Source organism: Chryseobacterium sp. FR054 (assembly GCF_056844565.1).
Genome location: NZ_JBXDSA010000001.1, coordinates 686,771 through 707,069, shown reverse-complemented (window position 1 = coordinate 707,069; position 20,299 = coordinate 686,771). Strand labels below are relative to the sequence as shown.

The 20,299-nt window shown below is 38.7% G+C and carries 20 protein-coding genes; 13 read left to right on the top strand and 7 right to left on the bottom strand.

Annotated features, from left to right (window positions below):
- Window positions 1-547 precede the first annotated feature (547 nt).
- Window positions 548-1,177 (top strand): SGNH/GDSL hydrolase family protein, encoded by a 630-nt coding sequence (locus AC106S_RS03565; protein WP_482437757.1) that lies wholly within the window; start codon window positions 548-550, stop codon window positions 1,175-1,177.
- Window positions 1,178-1,223: 46 nt separating this feature from the next.
- Here the strand turns inward: AC106S_RS03565 and AC106S_RS03560 are convergent, their stop codons facing one another.
- Entirely contained in the window at window positions 1,224-1,580 is a 357-nt protein-coding gene (locus AC106S_RS03560) for a diacylglycerol kinase family protein (RefSeq protein WP_482437756.1), read from the bottom strand.
- Window positions 1,581-1,777: 197 nt separating this feature from the next.
- On the opposite strand from AC106S_RS03560, the gene dnaN reads away from it, so the two are divergent.
- The 4 genes from dnaN (at window position 1,778) to AC106S_RS03540 (ending at window position 7,519) form a co-directional block, all read left to right on the top strand.
- Complete coding sequence (gene dnaN, locus AC106S_RS03555; protein WP_482437755.1) at window positions 1,778-2,908, top strand: DNA polymerase III subunit beta; 1,131 nt, start codon at window positions 1,778-1,780, stop codon at window positions 2,906-2,908.
- 66 nt (window positions 2,909-2,974) lie between these two features.
- Window positions 2,975-3,808, top strand: coding sequence for a M23 family metallopeptidase (locus AC106S_RS03550; RefSeq protein WP_482437754.1), 834 nt, complete (start codon window positions 2,975-2,977; stop codon window positions 3,806-3,808).
- A gap of 447 nt (window positions 3,809-4,255) precedes the next feature.
- A complete protein-coding gene (gene pheT / locus AC106S_RS03545) occupies window positions 4,256-6,658 on the top strand; it encodes a phenylalanine--tRNA ligase subunit beta (protein ID WP_482437753.1) in 2,403 nt (800 codons plus the stop codon).
- Window positions 6,659-7,108: 450 nt separating this feature from the next.
- Window positions 7,109-7,519: an META domain-containing protein gene (locus tag AC106S_RS03540; protein ID WP_482437752.1), complete on the top strand. Its 411-nt coding sequence runs from the start codon at window positions 7,109-7,111 to the stop codon at window positions 7,517-7,519.
- A 47-nt stretch (window positions 7,520-7,566) separates the two neighbouring features.
- Here the strand turns inward: AC106S_RS03540 and AC106S_RS03535 are convergent, their stop codons facing one another.
- From AC106S_RS03535 to AC106S_RS03515, 5 genes are all read right to left on the bottom strand, one after another.
- Entirely contained in the window at window positions 7,567-7,806 is a 240-nt protein-coding gene (locus tag AC106S_RS03535) for a hypothetical protein (protein ID WP_002977986.1), read from the bottom strand.
- Window positions 7,807-7,843: 37 nt separating this feature from the next.
- Complete coding sequence (locus AC106S_RS03530; protein ID WP_482437751.1) at window positions 7,844-9,160, bottom strand: hypothetical protein; 1,317 nt, start codon at window positions 9,158-9,160, stop codon at window positions 7,844-7,846.
- A gap of 25 nt (window positions 9,161-9,185) precedes the next feature.
- Complete coding sequence (locus tag AC106S_RS03525) at window positions 9,186-10,076, bottom strand: 3-hydroxybutyryl-CoA dehydrogenase (protein ID WP_482438415.1); 891 nt, start codon at window positions 10,074-10,076, stop codon at window positions 9,186-9,188.
- 11 nt (window positions 10,077-10,087) lie between these two features.
- On the bottom strand, window positions 10,088-10,498 hold the full coding sequence (locus AC106S_RS03520; protein ID WP_482437750.1) for a hypothetical protein: 411 nt from the start codon (window positions 10,496-10,498) through the stop codon (window positions 10,088-10,090).
- A gap of 94 nt (window positions 10,499-10,592) precedes the next feature.
- Window positions 10,593-11,555: a Gfo/Idh/MocA family protein gene (locus AC106S_RS03515; protein WP_482437749.1), complete on the bottom strand. Its 963-nt coding sequence runs from the start codon at window positions 11,553-11,555 to the stop codon at window positions 10,593-10,595.
- Between the two features lie 136 nt (window positions 11,556-11,691).
- Between AC106S_RS03515 and AC106S_RS03510 the strand changes: the two genes are divergently transcribed.
- The 8 genes from AC106S_RS03510 to AC106S_RS03475 all read left to right on the top strand — a co-directional run bounded on the left by AC106S_RS03510 (window position 11,692) and on the right by AC106S_RS03475 (window position 19,520).
- On the top strand, window positions 11,692-12,342 hold the full coding sequence (locus tag AC106S_RS03510) for a protein-L-isoaspartate(D-aspartate) O-methyltransferase (protein ID WP_482438414.1): 651 nt from the start codon (window positions 11,692-11,694) through the stop codon (window positions 12,340-12,342).
- Between the two features lie 346 nt (window positions 12,343-12,688).
- Window positions 12,689-13,663, top strand: a complete 975-nt coding sequence (locus AC106S_RS03505) for a 2-hydroxyacid dehydrogenase (protein ID WP_482437748.1) — start codon at window positions 12,689-12,691, stop codon at window positions 13,661-13,663.
- A 60-nt stretch (window positions 13,664-13,723) separates the two neighbouring features.
- Window positions 13,724-14,014, top strand: coding sequence for a hypothetical protein (locus AC106S_RS03500; protein WP_482437747.1), 291 nt, complete (start codon window positions 13,724-13,726; stop codon window positions 14,012-14,014).
- Window positions 14,015-14,347: 333 nt separating this feature from the next.
- Window positions 14,348-16,333 (top strand): urocanate hydratase, encoded by a 1,986-nt coding sequence (locus AC106S_RS03495; RefSeq protein ID WP_482437746.1) that lies wholly within the window; start codon window positions 14,348-14,350, stop codon window positions 16,331-16,333.
- A gap of 17 nt (window positions 16,334-16,350) precedes the next feature.
- Entirely contained in the window at window positions 16,351-16,893 is a 543-nt protein-coding gene (locus AC106S_RS03490) for a Crp/Fnr family transcriptional regulator (RefSeq protein WP_482437745.1), read from the top strand.
- 175 nt (window positions 16,894-17,068) lie between these two features.
- Entirely contained in the window at window positions 17,069-17,830 is a 762-nt protein-coding gene (locus tag AC106S_RS03485) for an MBL fold metallo-hydrolase (protein WP_482437744.1), read from the top strand.
- A gap of 92 nt (window positions 17,831-17,922) precedes the next feature.
- Complete coding sequence (locus tag AC106S_RS03480) at window positions 17,923-18,858, top strand: tetratricopeptide repeat protein (protein ID WP_482437743.1); 936 nt, start codon at window positions 17,923-17,925, stop codon at window positions 18,856-18,858.
- A gap of 62 nt (window positions 18,859-18,920) precedes the next feature.
- On the top strand, window positions 18,921-19,520 hold the full coding sequence (locus tag AC106S_RS03475) for a hypothetical protein (RefSeq protein ID WP_482437742.1): 600 nt from the start codon (window positions 18,921-18,923) through the stop codon (window positions 19,518-19,520).
- 113 nt (window positions 19,521-19,633) lie between these two features.
- Here the strand turns inward: AC106S_RS03475 and tpx are convergent, their stop codons facing one another.
- Window positions 19,634-20,206, bottom strand: a complete 573-nt coding sequence (gene tpx, locus AC106S_RS03470; protein ID WP_482437741.1) for a thiol peroxidase — start codon at window positions 20,204-20,206, stop codon at window positions 19,634-19,636.
- Between the last annotated feature and the right edge of the window lie 93 nt (window positions 20,207-20,299).

The window sequence follows — 20,299 nt, the reverse complement described above, 5'->3', positions numbered from 1 at the left end:
AGTAATGAGTAATGGGTGATGGGTGATGGGTGATGAGTAATGAGTAATGAGGTTTGCTTTTGAAATATCAGCCTTTGTATTACCCTGCTAAGTTTACGCCATAGTTTATCTTAAAAATATCCTTTGCTGTTATTAATTTTTGTCTGGCCTTTGCCGGAAAAATAATTCCGTTGATCATATCAGCAGTATTTTTACTTAGCTCCTTGCTTTTGAATCTGAATTTTAAATCCTAGCGGCTCATTGATGCAATTGGTACTGCTTTAACGATACGATGTCATAAAGATCTGCACAATCGGGGAAAATAAAAATATATTCTCAATCCCATTAAAACTTATTGAAAATCCTGGATTTTCTTTCGTCATAAAAGAATTATAATAATTGAAACCCTTGTGTCTTTGCGCTTTCCAGCCATTTTAAAATTACAGCACAGATATATTCAGTCGTTAAAATTTTACACGACAACCCTGGTAAATTAGACGGATTTTATTTTGTCCGGCATTTTATTCTTAATATTTTTACTTATCAATAAACATACAACAGGAATTGAATGAAAAAAACGGTATACGGGCTGTTCTTCGGAGACAGCATCACTTATGGAGAATACGACGGCGTTTTTGGTGGATGGGTAGATATTCTGAAGAGATATGCACTCCAGAAATTCCACGAAGGAAATGGTGATGAACTTATCCTGTTTAATCTTGGAATTGGCGGCGAAACAACAGAAGGGCTGCTCAAAAGAATGCCTCACGAATTAAGGGCAAGAAATTCAGCAGACGGAAATGTTGTTTTCCTGGGCTACGGAGCCAATGATCTGGCTGTAAAAGATCATAAACAGGAGGTGGGACATGAAAAATTCAAAAATAATATGATCACTGCAGTTAAAGAAGCCAGAAAATTTTCTTCCGACATCTACCTTGTGAGTATTCTTCCTTTTGCGCAGAAAATAGATGGAGTGGTAGTGAGTTCAGGAAAATTAAGATACAATAAAGAGGTTATTGTGTACAATCGGATTCTTAAAGATATTGCGTCAGATCATGGGTTGGGTTATATCGATTTTTACACTGCTTTTTTTGACGACAAAGAATTCCTGCTGTCGGCAGACGGCGTTCATCCCAACGAAAAAGGCTATGGAATAATGGCTGAAATAGCAATACCTGTCATCGAAAAATATTTATAAATGCCCGATAAAGACTAGCAACAGATAGAAACACCGGCATGCTTTTTTACAGAAATATATATTTGCTGTACACAATAATTCCGGTTATAGCTGCCGCAATACTCATCAGAAGTACAGCCCCCGCTGCAATATCTTTAATAAAACCGATCCTTTTATCAAAATCAGGCTGAACCATATCGCAGAGCTTCTCTATGGCAGTATTGAAGATCTCAGCACCCAGAACGGAAAAACAGACCAGAAGGATGAGAACTGTATCCGGAGCGGAAAGCTGTAAATAAAAGATCAGAAAAAGATTGATGACAAAGGCAATAAGCTCGATCCGGAAATTCCTTTCCGTTTTTGCCATCAGAAAAACACCGCGCAAAGCGTTAACAAAACTTTTATGGACGGGTGGTTTTCGCATTGGGAAAATATTCTTGACAAATATAATTATTTGAACAAAAAAATTCATAAATTTATCATCGAAGGATTGTCTTCCCTCATCAAAAAGTGAGATAGAAACAGTTGGAAAATTCTTTTGATGGTTGTTAATAACTCTCAGGATTATTTTTTTTAATCTGTTTTCTATTTATTATATTTGTAAAAATTATTTTTAAATCTATGAAATTTATTATTTCAAGTGGTGAACTGCAGAAGGCTCTGCAAACTGTAAGTGGCGTAATATCAAGTTCTCAGTCGAGACCGATTTTAGAAAACTATCTTTTTGAATTAGACGGAAATAATGTTACCATTACAGCATCTGATGGCGAAACTACTCTTGTAACGTCCCTGGAAGTAAAGTCTGATGACTCAGGGAAATTTGCCGTTCCTGCTAAGATTTTTCAGGATTTTATCAAGACCTACGGAGAACAGCCTTTAACACTGGCTGTAAAGGATAATGCAGAAGGAACAGGAAGCCAGCTTGAGATCCTGGATGAAAAAGATAATTTCGCTGTCGCACTGGATAACGCAGAAGATTATCCGGAACTGCCGGAATTTGATGCATCACAAAGCGTGACCATGTCTGCAGGTGTTTTATCTGAAGCATTAACCAACACCCTTTTTGCAACAAGTAACGACTCTCTTCGTCCGGTAATGACAGGGGTGCTTTTCCAGTTTGGCGAAAACGAAACCAATTTCGTATCCACAGACTCCCACAGACTGGTGGTATACAAGAGATCAGACCTGATGAATCCCGAACCGATGGAATTCATCATGCCTAAAAAACCTCTGAATATTTTCAAAAATATCCTGGCTAGCTCCAATGAAGACGTTACCATCGACTTTAACGAGAATATGGCTAAGTTTACTTTTGGCAAACATACCTGGATATGCAGACTCATCGACGGAAAATATCCAAACTATACTGCGGTAATTCCAAAAGAAAATCCAAATGTACTGACGATCAACAGAAACCTTTTACTGGGAGCGATCAAAAGAGCATCGATCATGTCCAACAAATCCACCAATCAGGTTAGATTTAAGCTGTCCGCCAATATCCTTCACCTCCATGCAGAAGATACGGAATATGCTAACAAAGCAGATATGCAGATTCCTTGTGACTATAACGGTGAAGATATCAATATCGGATTCAGCTCCAAATTTTTAACAGAAATGCTTACTATTCTGGGGTCCGATGATATCACCATGAAAATGTCCCAGCCTAACAGACCTGGTATTATAGAACCTCTTGACGGTCTGGAAGAAAGTGAAAATATTCTGATGTTATCAATGCCGGTTATCGGATTATAATATCTCAGATACAATAAAACTTAAAAGAGGCTGAATTTTCAGTCTCTTTTTTTGATAAAATAAACCATGAAGAAAATATTGATCCTGATTGCAGGATTACAGTTTACCCACGTATTTTCACAGAAAAATATCAAAGTATATCAGGAACGCAGGGGAGATACGGTAGCTTATTATGCAGACAACCGGGAGGTTTATCCCATGTCTTTAGTGTTTTCCGGAACACCCGAACTGGAAAATGCAACCGCTCCCGAAGCTTTTAAAGCAGTACAGGTTATACCGGCACAGTCATTAAAAAACCGGATTGCCTATTTTGTTGTTAAGGATAAAACAAAAAAGTGGGGCGCAAGAAAAATGCCGGACTATACGATGTACATCGGGGATGTTAATCAGACTGCCTATGATTCGGACTATAAGTACGACCTGCCGTTTAAAAAAGGTAATTCTTTCACAGTACATCAGGGATATAACGGAGCTTTTTCGCACCGTAATGAAAACTCCCTTGATTTTAAAATGCCGGAAGGCACAGAAATTACGGCTGCCAGAGAAGGAATAGTAACTGATTTTATTCAGCACAATAATACAGGATGCCCTGCAAAAAGCTGTGTAGAACAAGGAAATTATGTTACAATAATGCACTCAGACGGAACCTTTGCCCAATATTATCATTTGAAGGAGAATGGAGTTAAAGTGAATCTCGGTGATCAGGTGAAAAAGGGTGATGTGATAGCATTAAGCGGGAATACAGGCTGGAGCAACGGGCCCCACCTGCATTTTGTATGTTATATCCCCAATCTTGCAGAAGAAAAGCTGATGAAGACCATAAAAACACTTTTTAGAACAGGTAATGGAAGTAAAGCAGAGTACCTTATGGAGAAAAAGAAATATTCCAGAGAGTATTAAGCCGCAGACCGATTGATTTTGCCCCAGATCCCGAATTTAGTTGATGTGGAATAAAAATTAACCGTTAGAATGAATATTCAGTAAAAAGCCTGTACGATCAGAATAAAAAAAGTCCTGTGAAATCTGAGCGATTTTTGGGAACTTCAATTTATTTTGATTTTTTTATTTTTTTCAACATAGCGGTTCTGCAGGGTACGCTCATCAGGAAGTCCGGCTTTTTAATATAAAGAAATAAGAACATTCCGTTACGGTATTTCAAAAACAAATGGAAGGAATTTATCATATTAAAATCGTTTCTAAATTTCGCTGTTTCTCAAAAAAACACGACATTTGTAACGCGAAAAAACACAAAAATTATTTTGTGGGTTTTTCAAATAAAAGTTCAAAATAAAGCAAATGAAATCTAAGGTTTCATTTCACGGGTAAAATAAGTAGATCGATAAACAAATGAAAATATCAAACAACTGGCTGAAAGACTATGTCAAAACGGAACTGAAAACAGAAAGGATAGGAGAATTCCTTACCGATATAGGTCTTGAAGTTGAAGGGATAGAAAAATTTGAAAGTGTAAAAGGCAGCCTGGAAGGAATTGTTGTAGGAAAAGTACTGACGTGCGAAAAGCATCCGAATGCTGATAAGCTGAAGAAAACAACAGTGGATGTAGGCAGTGGAAAAGTTCTGAACATTGTGTGCGGTGCTCCGAATGTGGAAGCCGGGCAAACCGTTCCGGTAGCGGTTGTAGGAACTAAAATCTATGACAAGACCGGAAACTTTTTCGAGATTAAAGAAGCAAAGATCAGAGGAGAGGTTTCTCAGGGAATGATCTGCGCTGAAGATGAACTGGGACTAAGTGAAGATCACGGAGGAATCATGGTTTTGGATGAAACAAAATATGAAGCAGGAAAAAACTTTGCCGATTATTTTGAACTGACCAGCGATGAAGTTTTTGAAATCGGCCTGACACCCAACAGAACAGATGCCATGTCACATTACGGTGTGGCAAGAGATCTGCATGCTTTTCTTTCTACCAACCAGCAGAAATCTAAGTTTGAGAAAGTGGCTTCCGTTGCTTTAAACGGTGAAGGTACTCATGAATTCACATTACAGGTGGAAGATACTGCCCTTTGCCCGAGATACATAGGAGCCGTAATAGAAAATGTAAAAGTTGCAGATTCTCCCGCCTGGTTAAAAGACAGGCTGAAAGCTATCGGTTTAAGCCCGATCAATAATATTGTAGATATCACCAATTATATCCTTCACGGTTACGGACAGCCGCTTCACGCTTTTGATGCAGATAAGATCGCAGATAAAAAAGTAAAGGTAGGCGTTGTAAAAGAAGGAACGAAATTCAAGACTCTGGATGGCGTGGAAAGAACCCTGAACGGTTCCGAGATCATGATCAAAGACGGAAAAGATAACCCGATGTGTATTGCCGGAGTTTTCGGTGGTGCCGAATCAGGAGTTTCTGAGGCAACCAAAACGATCTTCCTGGAAAGCGCTTATTTCAACCCGGTAGCGGTAAGAAAAGGAGCGAAATTCCACGGACTGAATACCGATGCTTCTTTCAGATTCGAAAGAGGAGTAGATCCTAATCTTACAAGAACAGCGATTACCCACGCTATTACAATGATTCAGGAAATTGCAGAAGGAAAATTTGTAGGTGAACTGCTGGAAGAATATCCGAAGAAAATTGAAGACAGCTACGTGATCATCAGATTCTCTAAAATCGAACAGATCCTGGGAACGAAAATTCACAGAGAGAAAGTAAAAGAAATTTTGAAAGCGCTTGAAATCCAGGTGCTGAACGAAATTCAGAACGGACTCGAAATTTCCGTGCCGGCATACAGAGCTGATGTCACAAGAGAAATCGACGTGATTGAAGAGATTCTCAGAATTTACGGATATAACAAGATCGATGCTCCGCAGAAAATTTCATTTACCCCTGTAAAACTGAATGCAAACGACCAGGATGAACTGGAAAACAGCTGGGCGAGAACTTTACAGAGCCTGGGCTTCAACGAGGTGATGAACAATTCGCTCACTTCTGTGAAAGATGAAACAGATGCCGTGAAACTGTTGAACCCATTGAGCGGAGATCTTGCGTTCATGAGAAAATCTTTACAGGAAGGACTTCTTCAGAATGCCGTTTATAATATCAACAGAAAAAACCAGGATATCAGGTTCTTTGAATTCGGAAAAATTTATCATAAGAAAGATAAATATGAAGAAAGAAAGCAGCTGGCCATTCTTGTTTCCGGAAGAGATGCGGCAGAAAACTGGCTGCTGCCTAAATCTGCGGTAAGTTTCTATAACCTTAAAGCTTATGTAAAAGTTTTACTGGAAAAACTGGCAGTGGATTATAAAGAGACCGCTTTATCCGATGAAAGATTCTCTGATGCTTTAGCATATGAGGTGAACGGAAAAACTTTGGTAAGAATCGGTAAAGTAGCTCCGGCATTGTTGAAAGATGCTGATATTGACCAGGAATGTTTCTATGCTGAAATAGAGCTGGAAATGGCTCAGGAACTGCGCTCTAAGAATACCCTGAAGTTTATGGATATTCCTAAATTCAACAGGATCAGAAGAGACCTTGCGTTACTGATCGATAAAAATGTAAACTATCAGGATCTTTATCAGACTGCGAAGAAGAATAAATCTCCGTTCATCAAAAACATCAACCTTTTCGATGTGTATGAAGGGAAGAATCTTCCGGAAGGAAAGAAATCCTATGCCATGAGTTTTGAGCTTCTGAATGAAGAAAAAACACTGGAAGAAAAAGAAATCTCAGAAGTAATGGATTCTCTGATCAAAGCATTCCAGAAAGAATACAACGCAGAACTAAGATCTTAAATTAAAAGAACAACATATACTTAAAACGGGCTTTTCAGTCCGTTTTTTTGTTGTCTTAAATTCCTTATTATAAAATCCAAATTGCATTTTTAGTTGAAAAACGCAATGTCGCAATTTTTTTTTCACTATGCTCCTGCTTTTGAGACGAAAGAAAGTCAAAGATTTTCAGCAAGCTTTTGCGGTATCAAATTTTATCGCAGATAAAATCGTAGCGTCTTATACCTATGAAGCTGGTAAAAAATAGTGCCTTTGCGCAATCCCCACAAAAACAAATCTCAAAAATCAGCAAGCGAATAAAAAAACTAAAATCACTCGTGCATCTGTGGCAAATCAGAATACATTTTTAATAAAATCACCTAAAATAAACCTCTTAAAAAAATAATAAAATTCCTCCCAACCCGTTTAAATAATATAAAATCCGTAAATTTGATTTAATTCTAAAAGAAAAAAATGAAAAATCTTTTTTTAAGTATATGTGCGGCAGCGGTTTTGGCGTCGTGTGGAGCAGCAACCAGTGCTTCTGCCTCAAAAGTAGGAAAAGCGCAGCCTTCTTTGGCCAATACAAAATGGACTCTTGCTGATAATGTAAAAGGCAAAATTCCTACCCTGAATTTTGAAGGAGAGAAAATCAATGGTAATGCAGGATGCAACAACTATTTCGGAACAGCTAAAGTAGAGCCGTCAACCGGGACTTTCTCTGCAGGGCAGATGGGATCTACCAAAATGATGTGCAACAGCATGAGTGTGGAACAGAACTTTATGGATATGATGGGAAAAGCTAATAAATATGTGATTTCCGGGAATACCTTAGAACTTTATAAAGACAACCTTTTACTGTTGAAATTCAACAAAACGGAATAAAAAATAAAAGGAACTCAATTGAGTTCCTTTTTATGTTTAGACTGTTATTAATCTTCCTCTTCTTCGTCGTACTTAGCCAACTCTTCATCGCACCATTTGAATGCCGCTTCTACCACTTTAGTAGCTTCATCCGCCATGGTTTCTTCATCATCACCTTCAAGATCATCTAACCACTCAACCTCTTCTTCCTCAACGTTTAAGATAAATCTTGGATATTCTGTGTGCACTACGAATAGATCTTCAGGAAACTCCGAATTATCTGCTAATAAAAACTTTGGTAATTTCATTTTTTTAATGTTTTAACTTTAATCAAAGATAATAAAATTATTGATATTTATTCTTGTCGATTTTAATTTTTTGCAAAACTTTATGCCGTGTCAGGGTTGTTTTCAGAAGCGTATCCCGGGGTTTGAAAGTCGGTCTTATATCAGCATTTACGGTACTGATCAGTTCCGCAATCTGTATTTTTTCAAGATCTTCCTCTTTCATAATGAAAAACTTCAGGGGAACCTTGTCCAGTTTTTCACTTTTTAAAAATACGGAAACCGCCTTTCTGTTTTCAAGATAATTTCCTTTGGATAACCAGGTGAAAACCATTCCTGTCATAATGCTCATCATGCTGATAAGGTAGGCTTTAATTCCGAAAATATCGAATAACCTGTTGAAATAAACCAGCCATAGCGGAACAAGAAAAGGACCCAGAATTCTGTAATCCATAGCATTGACAGAATAAAAATACTGGATGAAATAGGAACATACAATACCAGTTGTCCCGATGGTTACAAAGAAACGCTCTGTTTCTGACCGTTTTTTACTTATTAAAAGACAGACAAGTAAAACAATATTCAGGACTCCGATTCCGTAAATGGCATAATTGATTTTTCCGCCACCCGGATCGGCAATATGAATAAAAGGATTGAAAGAAGTGGTAAGTCCCTGAAAAAGTTCCCTCAGCAGTTTGGAAGTAGGGTGAAGCCCTGTTTCCAGGAAAGTTTTAACGTAATTTTCATTAAAATAATCAATGAACAGGAATTTGTATGCGATTACAAATGCCAGACCGGTGAGGGCGGATAATATAAATGCAGGACCATATTTTCTTTTCAGGGACAACAGCCCGAAAAGTCCGGTTCCGGCCATAAAAAACAGGGCACTGTATCTGATATTATAAAGAGCAATTAAGGAAAGGGACAGATAAAAAACAGCCTTTCCCTGTTCAAGTTTTCCGGTAATGATCTGTGAAGCGGTATACAAAAACAGAAAAACAAACGGAAGAATGAACGGCTCGCTCATGGTGTACGCGTAAAGCGAAACAAAACCGAACAAAGCGCTCATCATGATCGCTTCCCTGCTGTAAAAGTTTTTTATCCGACAGAAGCAGACAATAAATAATAAGGCAGCTATCCCCAGAATTTTGCTTCCCCAGAATTCATCAGGACCCAGATAAGTCAAAAGCCTTATGGCGACAGGATAGCCTGTCGGCGTGGTGGTATTGTCAATGACAGGTAGCACATGCGCAAATCTCATAAACCGGATAGAATCCGGGTTTACCCGCCCTTTTTCATTCAGCAGAAAACGTAAAATGGTCATCATTACCGTAATGATGACCATTGCTGTCTGGATATTTTTCTCTTTTATTTTCATTAAGCTAAAAATGATCCCGAAAAATTTATTTCAAAAACATCTTTGAAACCTTTTCAGCTTTTTTGCTTTCAGAATAATCATAGAACCCTTCACCGGATTTTACACCCAGTTTTCCGGCAGTTACCATGTTTACAAGAAGCGGATTCGGAGCATATTTAGGATTTTTGAAGCCGTCATACATCACATTAAGGATGGCAAGACATACATCAAGACCAATAAAATCTGCCAACTGAAGTGGTCCCATCGGATGAGCCATTCCCAGCTTCATGACCGTATCAATTTCTTCCACCCCTGCTACACCGTTGTAAAGGGTTTCGATAGATTCGTTGATCATCGGCATCAGAATTCTGTTTGCTACGAAACCTGGATAATCATTAACCTCTACCGGCACTTTACCCAAAGTTTTGCTCATTTCATAAATAGAATCAAACGTTTCTTTAGATGTAGAATACCCTTTGATGATTTCTACAAGCTTCATAATAGGCACCGGGTTCATAAAGTGCATTCCGATCACTTTATCCGCTCTTTTCGTGGCAGCAGCAATTTTCGTGATAGAAATAGAAGAAGTGTTCGTTGCAAGAATACAGCCGGCAGGAGCCAGTTCGTCCATTTGTCCGAAGATCTTTAATTTAAGATCAAGGTTTTCAGTAGCCGCTTCTACAATAAGATCAGCCGTTCCCACAGCATCATTAAGAGCCGTAAAAGTTGTGATATTTCCTAAAGTTTCGGCTTTTTGTTCCTCTGTAAGATTGCCTTTTGCTATAATTCTGTCAAGATTGGTCGTAATGGTTTTCAGACCTCTGTCTAATGCATCCTGAGAAACATCTACCAGATTTACTTTGAATCCGCTCTGTGCAAAAGTATGTGCAATGCCATTCCCCATGGTTCCTGCTCCGATAACTACGATGTTTTTGATCATTTTTTCTTTTATTTTTTATAGATAGTTAAATTTTTTCTGTTGATAAGATCATTCTGATAAACACTTACTGCTTTATCAAAGCTGACAATTCCGTCACTGTCAGGCTTTCTTTTCTTATTCTGTAAAGATATGGCAGAAGAAAGCCCTCTCATAAAAATATCTTTCTGTTTTTTTCCGAGTCCGTCAATCCCGATATATAAATTGAATTCCCCCTCTCTTCCCAATCCTTTCTCAATAAGAATTTCAAAGGCTCCGGACTTATTTTTCTTTTCAAACTGCTTCAGGTAATTCAATACCGGTTCTTTGGAAGGAGTTCCGCAGCAAATACTTGAATAGCCTATTTCTACATAAGCGAGGTTTTTCTGTGCAGAAAAGAAGCTGAAACAGAAAAGCCCCGTCATAATGAGTAATTTTTTCATAGTTCCGGCTTTAAAAATAAACTTAATATTTTATCTGATGAAATCATTCTTTCTGTTTCTGAAAACAAAATCCTGCCATAAGTAAAGTACCCGGTTAAGAAATCAGTTTTACAATTTCAAGGGCTACTTTTAATGCTTCAGTTCCGTCTTCTATGGATACTTCTACATTTTTTCCGTCAGTAATCGCGTCGGCAAAAGAGTTCAGCTCGTCCAGAATAGCGTTATTCGCCTGGATATTAGGATATTCAAATAAGATCTGATTCTTCTCCCCGTCAGCATTCTCAATGATCATATCAAATGGAGTAGGGTTTTCCGGAGCATCTTTCATTCTGATCACTTCTGCTTTTTTCTCTAAGAAATCAACGGAAATATAAGCGTCTTTCTGGAAGAAACGGCTTTTTCTCATTGCCTTCATCGAAATTCTGGAAGTGGTAAGATTGGCTACACAGCCATTTTCAAATTCAATTCTGGCATTGGCAATATCCGGAGTCTTGCTGACTACACACACACCGCTTGCATGAATATTTTTTACTTTTGATTTTACGATGCTTAATAAAATATCCAGGTCATGAATCATAAGGTCCAGAACAACTGAAACATCCGTGCCACGAGGGTTGAACTCTGCAAGCCTGTGAATCTCGATAAACATCGGACTTTTGATATATTCCTTAGTCGCAATGAAGGCAGGATTGTACCGTTCTACATGCCCCACCTGAGCCTTAATACCGTTCTCCTGGCACAGGCGAAGAATTTCTTCGGCCTGCTCAAGCGTCTGGGTAACCGGTTTTTCTATGAAAAAATGGAGTCCTTTTTCAATGGCCTTTAATGCGTAATCATAATGATAAACCGTCGGGGTTACAATATCCAGCATATCAATCTGCTCCAGAAGTTCATCAAAATTTTCAAAATATGTATATCCGAATTCAGCTTCCAATTTCTTTCCATTTTCCACATCCTTATCATGAAAACCGATCAGTTCATACTTATCAGACTGATTCAGAAGTCTTAAATGAATCTTACCCAAATGTCCGGCACCTACCAAACCTGCTTTTAACATAGCTTTTTTAATTTCTGTAAAGATAATAATTTTAGGTATTAACAAACACTCCGGAGTTTTAGGTTGATCAATAGGGATAGTTTTTTTACTTTTGCAGGAACGATTATCTCAACTTAATATCTATATCCCACCCATGATGAACGATTCGTTTGTACATAAAGGAAAAAGAAAGATCCTTGTAGACTATCTCCGCCATAGGATCGGAATTTCAGATGAAAATGTACTTTCGGCAATGAACGAAGTTCCGAGACACCTTTTTATTGAAAGCATTTTTGAAGATTTCGCCTACGAAGACCGGGCATTTCCGATTCTTGCCCAACAGACCATTTCGCATCCTTCCACAGTAGCGGAACAGTCTGAACTGCTGCAGGTGAAACCGGGGGAGAAAATTCTGGAAATAGGAACAGGCTGCGGGTATCAGACTGCCGTTCTGCTGGCGATGAAAGGGCTGGTGTATACCGTAGAAAGACAAAAGGACCTTTTTGATTTTTCCAAGAAAAAGCTCAGAGAAATGCATCTCTATCCAAAATTTCAGAGTTTCGGGGATGGGTTTGCAGGACTTCCTACATTTGCTCCTTTTGATAAGATCATTGTAACCTGTGGGGCTTCGGTTCTTCCTACCGAATTGCTGAAACAGCTGAAAGTGGGCGGAAAAATGGTTATCCCGTTAGGTCCTTCGGATGAACAGGTTTTATACAGGTTTACCAAAGTGGCTCCCACACAGTTTGAAAAAGAAGAATTCGGGGCCTATAAATTTGTTCCCATGCTTGGAAATACCAATCATTAAATATTTTAACAGTTACGGAATTGGCAGATATACTCACAAAGCCTGTCATATCAATACAAACGGACATCAGTCCGTTTTTTTATGAATTAAATTCTTATAAATTTTAAATATTTTGATACAGTTCGGAATGAAAATTGAATTCAGATAAGAATTCCATCATATAAATCTGATCATTACCTATCATTATATCCGTCATGTAATGCGGTTTTGTATCTGTTTTATGTCTGGATGTACAGCCAATAGAAGAAAAACATTCAGATGAAAAAATATTTTTTAATATTAAAGTTAAATAACCTTACTTTTCGCAAGTGAGGTTTTTTTATTCAAAAACCATTAAAAGATCAGAATGAAAGTTTTTATTAATAAAAGAATTCCTGAAGTGGGAATCTCCATGCTTAAAGAAGCAGGACTTGAAATAATATGCCCTGAAAATGAAAACCTGTCACATGAAGAATGGCTTAACTGCTGTAAAAGCACAGACAGTATTTTAAATATTGGAGGCGATTTTAAATATGACCGGAGCTTTTTTGAAGCCTGTCCGAATGTTAAAGCAATTGCACTGTATTCCGTAGGATTTGATCATGTTGATATGGAAGAGGCAAACCGGAGGGGAATCCCGGTTGGCAATACACCGGATGTTTTAAACCGGGCGACTTCAGATGTTGCTTTCTTACTGATGCAGTCCGTAGCAAGAAAGGCCGGTTACAATTTTCAGAAAGTAAAAGAGGGAAACTGGGGAACATTTGATGCTATGCATGCCCTGGGCCAGGAGCTCTATGGAAAGACCTTAGGGATTTTCGGTCTGGGCAGGATTGGTTTTGAAATGGCAAAAAAATCACAGAAAGCTTTTGACATGAAGCTCATCTATCACAACCGCCACCGCAATGAAAACGCAGAAAAAGAACTGAATGCAGACTACGTATCCTTTGAAGAACTGGTCCGGAATTCAGATGTACTGAGTGTTCATGCCAGTTTTACTCCCGAACAGAAAGAACTTTTCAACGCTTCGGTTTTTGAAAAAATGAAACCCAATTCTATTTTCATCAATACAGCCAGGGGAGGATTTCATCATCAGAAGGATCTTTATCAGGCGATAGTCTCAGGACAGATCTGGGGGGCAGGGCTGGATGTAACGAATCCTGAGCCGATGTCAAATGAAGATCCTCTTTTGACACTTTCTACCGTTTGTGTGTTGCCTCACATCGGATCTGCAACCATTGAAGCCAGGAACGGAATGGCAAAACGGGCCGCAGAAAATATAATTGCCTTTTCAAAAGGAGAAAAAATGCCGTATTGTGCAAATCCGGAAGTATATTCATAGAAAACCTGAAACTTGGAATTATTTTTGTTCTGCTTATATCAACCTTAAATACGTATTACCATGGCACCGGAAAAAAATATTAACGAACAGAACAGGAAACTCGAACAGATGGATTATAATCCGGATGAAGATATATTCAACAAAGAAAAACATATTCCTCTGGATGGAGACGGAAACCCGGTCCTGAACGAGGAAGATGACGATAAAATTGATAAAGGACTGGACATTCCCGGCGCGGAAGATGATGATGAAATGGAAGAAATAGGTGCTGAAGATGAAGAAAATAATTACTGGAGTCTCAGCGATAATGCGGATGATCATGAAGAGGAAAACGATGATGTCCTGACTTAAATTCAAACAGCCTTACTGAAGTTTCAGTGAGGTTTTTTTATCTGATATTCTCTAAACATACTTATACTTTCAGATCCTGACTAAATTTTATTCATAAATATATGTATTTGATTGTAAGATGTTTTTTGTGAAATCCAACAGACCATGCCTGGAATTATCTTTTAATCAAAAAATAATCAAAAAATGTGATTGAGATAAAGATGTGAGTATGATACAAAAAATTAAATTTAGAAATATAAACAGGTTCTATCCGCTTTTTCCCTCTATTAGTTGCTTATTTTTTCTAATTTGAATATCTTTAAAACTTCAAAACATTGAATTTTAAACAGCAATATGACATTTCAAGAACAGATACAGCAGGGGATTCCCAATCAGCTGCCACAGCCGAAACCATACGAAACCAATATCAACCATGCACCCAAGCGTAAAGAAATTTTAGGAGAAGAAGAGAAAAAGCTGGCATTAAAGAATGCATTACGTTATTTTGATCCTGAGTTTCATGCGGAACTGATTCCTGAATTTAAGAAGGAACTGGAAGATTACGGAAGAATTTACATGTATCGTTTCCGTCCGGATTATGAAATGAAAGCAAGACCCATTTCGGATTATCCCGGGAAATCTGAACAGGCAAAGGCCATCATGCTGATGATCCAGAACAACCTGGATTATGCCGTGGCGCAACATCCCCACGAACTGATCACTTATGGTGGAAACGGTGCGGTTTTTTCAAACTGGGCACAATATCTGCTAACGATGAAATATCTTTCGGAAATGTCTGATGAACAGACTCTGGTAATGTATTCAGGACATCCGATGGGGCTGTTTCCGTCACATAAAGATGCGCCAAGAGTAGTGGTAACCAATGGAATGATGATCCCGAACTATTCAAAACCGGACGATTGGGAAAAGTTCAATGCTTTGGGGGTTACCCAGTACGGACAGATGACCGCCGGAAGCTATATGTATATCGGGCCGCAGGGAATTGTGCACGGAACAACGATTACCGTTCTGAATGCTTTCAGAAAAATAAATAAAGAGCCGCAGGGCGGACTTTTTGTAACTTCAGGTTTGGGAGGAATGAGCGGTGCCCAGCCGAAAGCAGGGAATATTGCAGGCTGCGTTACGGTATGTGCCGAAGTGAATCCAAAGATCACAAAAATCCGTCATGATCAGAAATGGGTTAATGAAATTCATGAAGATCTGGACGGGCTGGTAAAAAGAGTAAGAGAAGCGCAGGCAAATAAAGAAACCGTTTCTCTGGCTTATCTTGGAAATATTGTTGAGGTCTGGGAAAAATTTGATCAGGAAAATCTGAAAATCGATATAGGATCAGATCAGACTTCGCTCCACAACCCGTGGGCAGGAGGATATTATCCGGCAGGCCAAAGCTTTGAGGAATCCAATGCCATGATGGCTGAAAACCCGGAACTCTTCAGAGAAAAAGTTCAGGAAACATTGAGAAGACATGCCGCTGCTATTAACAGACATACTCAGAAAGGAACTTATTTCTTTGACTATGGAAATGCCTTTCTGCTGGAAGCTTCCAGAGCCGGAGCCGATGTAATGGCTGAAAATCCTACATTGGGAAGGGAGTTTAAATATCCAAGCTATGTTCAGGATATTATGGGACCTATGTGTTTCGATTACGGATTCGGACCGTTCCGTTGGGTATGTACAAGCGGAAACCCGGAAGATCTTCAGAAGACCGATGATATTGCTTGTGCCGTTTTAGAAGAAATGATCCAAAATTCTCCTGAAGAAATACAGCAGCAGATGAGGGATAATATCCGGTGGATCAAAGGCGCTCAGGAAAATAAGCTGGTGGTAGGTTCGCAGGCAAGAATCCTGTATGCAGATGCAGAAGGAAGGATGAAGATTGCAGAAGCATTCAACAATGCTATCAATAAAGGAGAAATCGGACCTGTGGTATTGGGAAGGGATCACCATGATGTTTCCGGAACAGATTCGCCGTACAGAGAGACTTCCAATATTTACGACGGTTCAAGATTTACAGCAGACATGGCGATTCATAATGTGATTGGTGACAGTTTCCGCGGGGCAACCTGGGTTTCTATCCACAACGGTGGAGGAGTAGGCTGGGGGGAAGTAATCAACGGAGGTTTCGGAATGCTGCTTGACGGAAGTGCAGATGCCGGCAGAAGACTGAAGTCTATGCTGTTCTGGGATGTGAATAACGGAATTTCAAGAAGAAGCTGGGCCAGAAATGAAGGTGCTGTTTTTGCCATTAAAAGAGCAATGGAAGCAGAACCGAACCTGAAAGTGACGCTTCCGAATTTTGTAGATGAAAATTTACTGTAAACTATAAAGATTCAACCGTGGCAGAGATTAATAAAAAGCTGTTTGACCACCTGAATGTAGATGAGAATGATCCCGTCTGGGATCAGTTTGCCAGGGTTGAATTTCCAAAGAAAAACAGATTTCCGGAGAATAAAGCCTATCTGCTTGAAGATGGGCTGATCCGGAAATATTATATCAGCAGCACACCGGATACAGACACTGAAGTCTGTGCAGATTTTTACTTTCCCGGAGATATTTTTACTGTGGGAGAAAAAGGGGCAGATGCTGTATATGAATCAATCAGCAGTGGCCTGGCGTGGGAAATTCCTCTGGATAAAGTAAAAGAAATGTTTTCCGTAAATCCGGAATGCCGCTTTGTACAGAATTATTACCTGAGCAGAAAGCTGAGTGCAGCTCTGAAAAGAGAAATGCTGCTCCTGAAAAACACCCCGCAGGATCTTTATGAATACCTTCTGAAGAACAAACCGCATTACATCCAGAATATTCCATTAAAATACCTGGCATCCTACATCGGGATTACCCCTATTTCCCTAAGCCGGATCAGAAAAAGAATCAGCTGAACATACAGAAGACTCCTGCTTTCTGAAACTTCATCATAGCACACTGTCAGATAAAAACAGAGATATAGTTGTGCTGCTGCCTCAACAACTTCCACCCTCCAGCTTCAAACTTCATTAATTAACTTTTGTTTATTGACTGGCCCTCCGTAAGTCCCTTCCTTTGTAAAAAAAGAATATGGAAATACAGAAACTAAACTGGGCCGGAATAAAGCTGGTATCCCAACAAAAAACAATCTTAATAGATGCTGCCGAGGATTTTTCTTACTATAAACCTGTTCTGGGAGATGCTGTGGAAGATGTGATCATATTTTCAGATGAGGTGCAGGCTGATTATATCCTTTTTACCCACCTTCATCTGGATCATTTTGACAAAAGCGTTATCAGGAAGTGTCTGAAGAAAGACGGAAAGCTTATTGTCTATTCGGAACTGGAACCTTTCGTCAGAAAAATAATGGGGGATATTGAGATGATCGTTCTGGATCTGGATGAAACTTTCACTGAAAACAATATGACCTTCAAACCCGTGTTCGCTATGGATGGAGTAGGAGAAATCCAGTCTTCGTGGATCATAGACGACGGAACCGTAAAGATTTTTCACGGTGGAGATACCATCTGGCACAACCGGTTCTGGAAGCTGGGAAAAGAAAATCCAAAGATAGATTATGCATTTCTTCCCGCGAATGGGGTGGTAGTAAATTTTGAGATCATTGGCCTGGAGTACAGCCCGGTTCCGGCATCCCTCAATCTTAAAGAAGCATTTGCAGCCGCCCGCCTTTTACATGCCGGAAAACTGATCCCCATTCATTACGGATTGTTTGCGCATGAAAAATGCTATGTTCCGCAGGAGTTTGATGAGGAGGATCTGAAGAGGATTTCGGAAGAGGTGGGGCAAAAGTGTGTGGTTTTGGAGGATGGAGAGATTTTGAAAGACGCTTAAAAAGGATTTTATTTTTCAGATGGTATTGATAAAACTTTGTTATTGTCTATAACAAAGTTTTTATATTTTTGAAAAAGCCATAGATTCTTATTATGATAAAATATTTTTTCACCCTTATTCTTGGAACCTTATTCCCAGCTTTTGCCCTTGCTTGTCTTAATGGAGAAAGAATGATTTTAGAAAATCAGAAGATATTATATCATGATGATGAAACGAATGTTCCACATGGTCATAATTTTGGAGATAAAGCCCGGTTGAATGCATTTTTGACCACTCTGGAAAAAGGATATCAGAATACAAAAGATTTGAATTATTTATCTGATAAAGGGTATGTGCTAGTAGTTTTGGGAAAATATAAGGAAGCTATTGACCTGTATAAGAAGATTGAGGTTATAGCGCCTGGCAGATATTCTACCGCCTCCAATATAGGAACTGCGTATGAATTAGCAGGAAACAATACTGAAGCTTTAAAATGGATTGAAAAAGCTCTGAAAATAAATCCTCAGTCTCATCATTCCTCCGAATGGATTCATGTGAATATTTTAAAAGCTAAGATGAAAGGCGATCAGTATGTTTCATCAAAATTTCTGATAGGAAAAGACTTTGGAAATAGAAAATATCCTGAGTCTGACCTCAATAAAGAAGAGCTCTATATTCTTATAAAACAGATATATTATCAGTTGAATGAAAGAATATCGTTTGTAAAACCAAAAGATAAAATTGTAGCCCAGCTTTTATTTGATCTTGGCAATGCATCTTTTCTGGCTGGAGAAAATGAGGAGGCAGTGGAAGATTACAAACTTGCTGAAAAATACGGTTTTGAAGATCATATTTTAAATGAAAGAATAAATTTATATTCTCCGAATATGGATGGATATTTTAGAAAAATAGGAAACGAAATAACCTATCAAACCAGAGAGCCGCAAAAGTTTCGGCTTACAGAAACGATCGTTTCTGTGCTTGCTTTTTTATGGGTATGCCTTATGGTTTTCGGCTTAAGAAGGAAAATATTTTTATTGCTTAAATAAAATTTTACTATCCATTCCAACTTTTTCTGTTGCCTGGACATCTTTATAATAAAGACATCCTCATGAAAATCACCATACCTACACCCTGCCATGAAAACTGGGACAGCATGGCCCCTGACGAAAAAGGACGGTTCTGCTCAGTCTGCTCCAAAACCGTCAGAGACTTCAGGAATGCTCCGGATGAAGAAATTATCGATGCTTTTTCCGGTTCTTCAGAAAACATCTGTGGAAACTTTAATCCGTCACAGCTCAACAGGAATTTACATTATTCCTCTATCAATGCTCTTTTTACAAAATTTGCAGTTGGTTTTGTTTTAACGACAGGAGGTCTTACAGCTGTACATGCACAGCAAAGTGTAAAAAAAGATACGGTAGAAACAGCAGAATTGAATGATGTGGTAGTATTGGGATTGCGAAAGAACAGAGTCCATCAACAGATGCTGGTTGGGGGAGGAACCGTGGTTAGCCGCAGAGATATTGAACCCTTATATGTGTTAAACGGGAAGATATCCGATTATGAATCAACCGGAAATCTTGATCAAAACTCAATTAAAGAGATGAAAGTTTTAAAAAATGAGGAGGCAGTTGCTTTATATGGGGATAAAGCTAAAAACGGTGCCGTATTGATAACCACTAAAAAGAAGGTGAAATTCAGAAAATAAAAATCTCCGGTATTGACTGCCGGAGATTTTGTTAAGTTTTAATTATAGGGTATAGACAGTTGTCAGAAGCCAAAGCCCAAATGAACTTTCATCCTCTTTGCCGGTTTCCTTTTTTATTTTTTCACTGCTTTAATAGCCGCTTCATAATCAGGTTCCTGGGAAATATCAGCTACCTGCTCCTGATAAACTGTTTTTCCCGAAGGATCAATCACAACAACAGCTCTGCTTAAAAGTCCCTTCATAGCCGAATCTGTGATTTCCACACCATATATTTTGCCGAAATCGGAACGGAAGTCAGAAAGCATCACTACGTTTTTGATTCCTTCAGCACCGCAAAATCTTTTCTGGGCGAAAGGTAAGTCTTTGGAAATACATAGCACTACGGTATTCGGAAGACTGGCAGCCTCTTCATTGAAATGATGAACAGAAGCAGAGCAAACACCGGTATCTACACTTGGAAAAATATTCAGAATCACGTATTTCCCTTTATAGGAATCCAGGGTCTGATCTTTCATATCAACATCGGTAAGGGTAAACTTTGGAGCGGCTTTATTCACTGCCGGCAGTTTGGAATAAGTATGTACAGGTTTTCCCCGCATTAAAATGGTATTGGCTGTCTTCGTATTCTGAGCAAAAATGAATGCTGAGAAGAATAATAACGTACTGAAAACTAATTTTAAATACATGAGATTTATTTTTACAGCAAAATTATTCTTTTTTTCAGTAGTCCGGATTAATTTTCATTCAAACAGCTTTTATATAGAATAAATCTATTGAGC

Excerpts from the sequence above, each read along its gene's own strand:
- AC106S_RS03565 (WP_482437757.1), top strand. The coding sequence starts at position 548 with ATGAAAAAAACGGTATACGGGCTGTTCTTCGGAGACAGCATCACTTAT.
- AC106S_RS03560 (WP_482437756.1), bottom strand. The coding sequence starts at position 1,580 with ATGCGAAAACCACCCGTCCATAAAAGTTTTGTTAACGCTTTGCGCGGT.
- dnaN (WP_482437755.1), top strand. The coding sequence starts at position 1,778 with ATGAAATTTATTATTTCAAGTGGTGAACTGCAGAAGGCTCTGCAAACT.
- AC106S_RS03550 (WP_482437754.1), top strand. The coding sequence starts at position 2,975 with ATGAAGAAAATATTGATCCTGATTGCAGGATTACAGTTTACCCACGTA.
- pheT (WP_482437753.1), top strand. The coding sequence starts at position 4,256 with ATGAAAATATCAAACAACTGGCTGAAAGACTATGTCAAAACGGAACTG.
- AC106S_RS03540 (WP_482437752.1), top strand. The coding sequence starts at position 7,109 with ATGAAAAATCTTTTTTTAAGTATATGTGCGGCAGCGGTTTTGGCGTCG.
- AC106S_RS03535 (WP_002977986.1), bottom strand. The coding sequence starts at position 7,806 with ATGAAATTACCAAAGTTTTTATTAGCAGATAATTCGGAGTTTCCTGAA.
- AC106S_RS03530 (WP_482437751.1), bottom strand. The coding sequence starts at position 9,160 with ATGAAAATAAAAGAGAAAAATATCCAGACAGCAATGGTCATCATTACG.
- AC106S_RS03520 (WP_482437750.1), bottom strand. The coding sequence starts at position 10,498 with ATGAAAAAATTACTCATTATGACGGGGCTTTTCTGTTTCAGCTTCTTT.
- AC106S_RS03515 (WP_482437749.1), bottom strand. The coding sequence starts at position 11,555 with ATGTTAAAAGCAGGTTTGGTAGGTGCCGGACATTTGGGTAAGATTCAT.
- AC106S_RS03510 (WP_482438414.1), top strand. The coding sequence starts at position 11,692 with ATGAACGATTCGTTTGTACATAAAGGAAAAAGAAAGATCCTTGTAGAC.
- AC106S_RS03505 (WP_482437748.1), top strand. The coding sequence starts at position 12,689 with ATGAAAGTTTTTATTAATAAAAGAATTCCTGAAGTGGGAATCTCCATG.
- AC106S_RS03500 (WP_482437747.1), top strand. The coding sequence starts at position 13,724 with ATGGCACCGGAAAAAAATATTAACGAACAGAACAGGAAACTCGAACAG.
- AC106S_RS03495 (WP_482437746.1), top strand. The coding sequence starts at position 14,348 with ATGACATTTCAAGAACAGATACAGCAGGGGATTCCCAATCAGCTGCCA.
- AC106S_RS03485 (WP_482437744.1), top strand. The coding sequence starts at position 17,069 with ATGGAAATACAGAAACTAAACTGGGCCGGAATAAAGCTGGTATCCCAA.
- AC106S_RS03480 (WP_482437743.1), top strand. The coding sequence starts at position 17,923 with ATGATAAAATATTTTTTCACCCTTATTCTTGGAACCTTATTCCCAGCT.
- AC106S_RS03475 (WP_482437742.1), top strand. The coding sequence starts at position 18,921 with ATGAAAATCACCATACCTACACCCTGCCATGAAAACTGGGACAGCATG.
- tpx (WP_482437741.1), bottom strand. The coding sequence starts at position 20,206 with ATGTATTTAAAATTAGTTTTCAGTACGTTATTATTCTTCTCAGCATTC.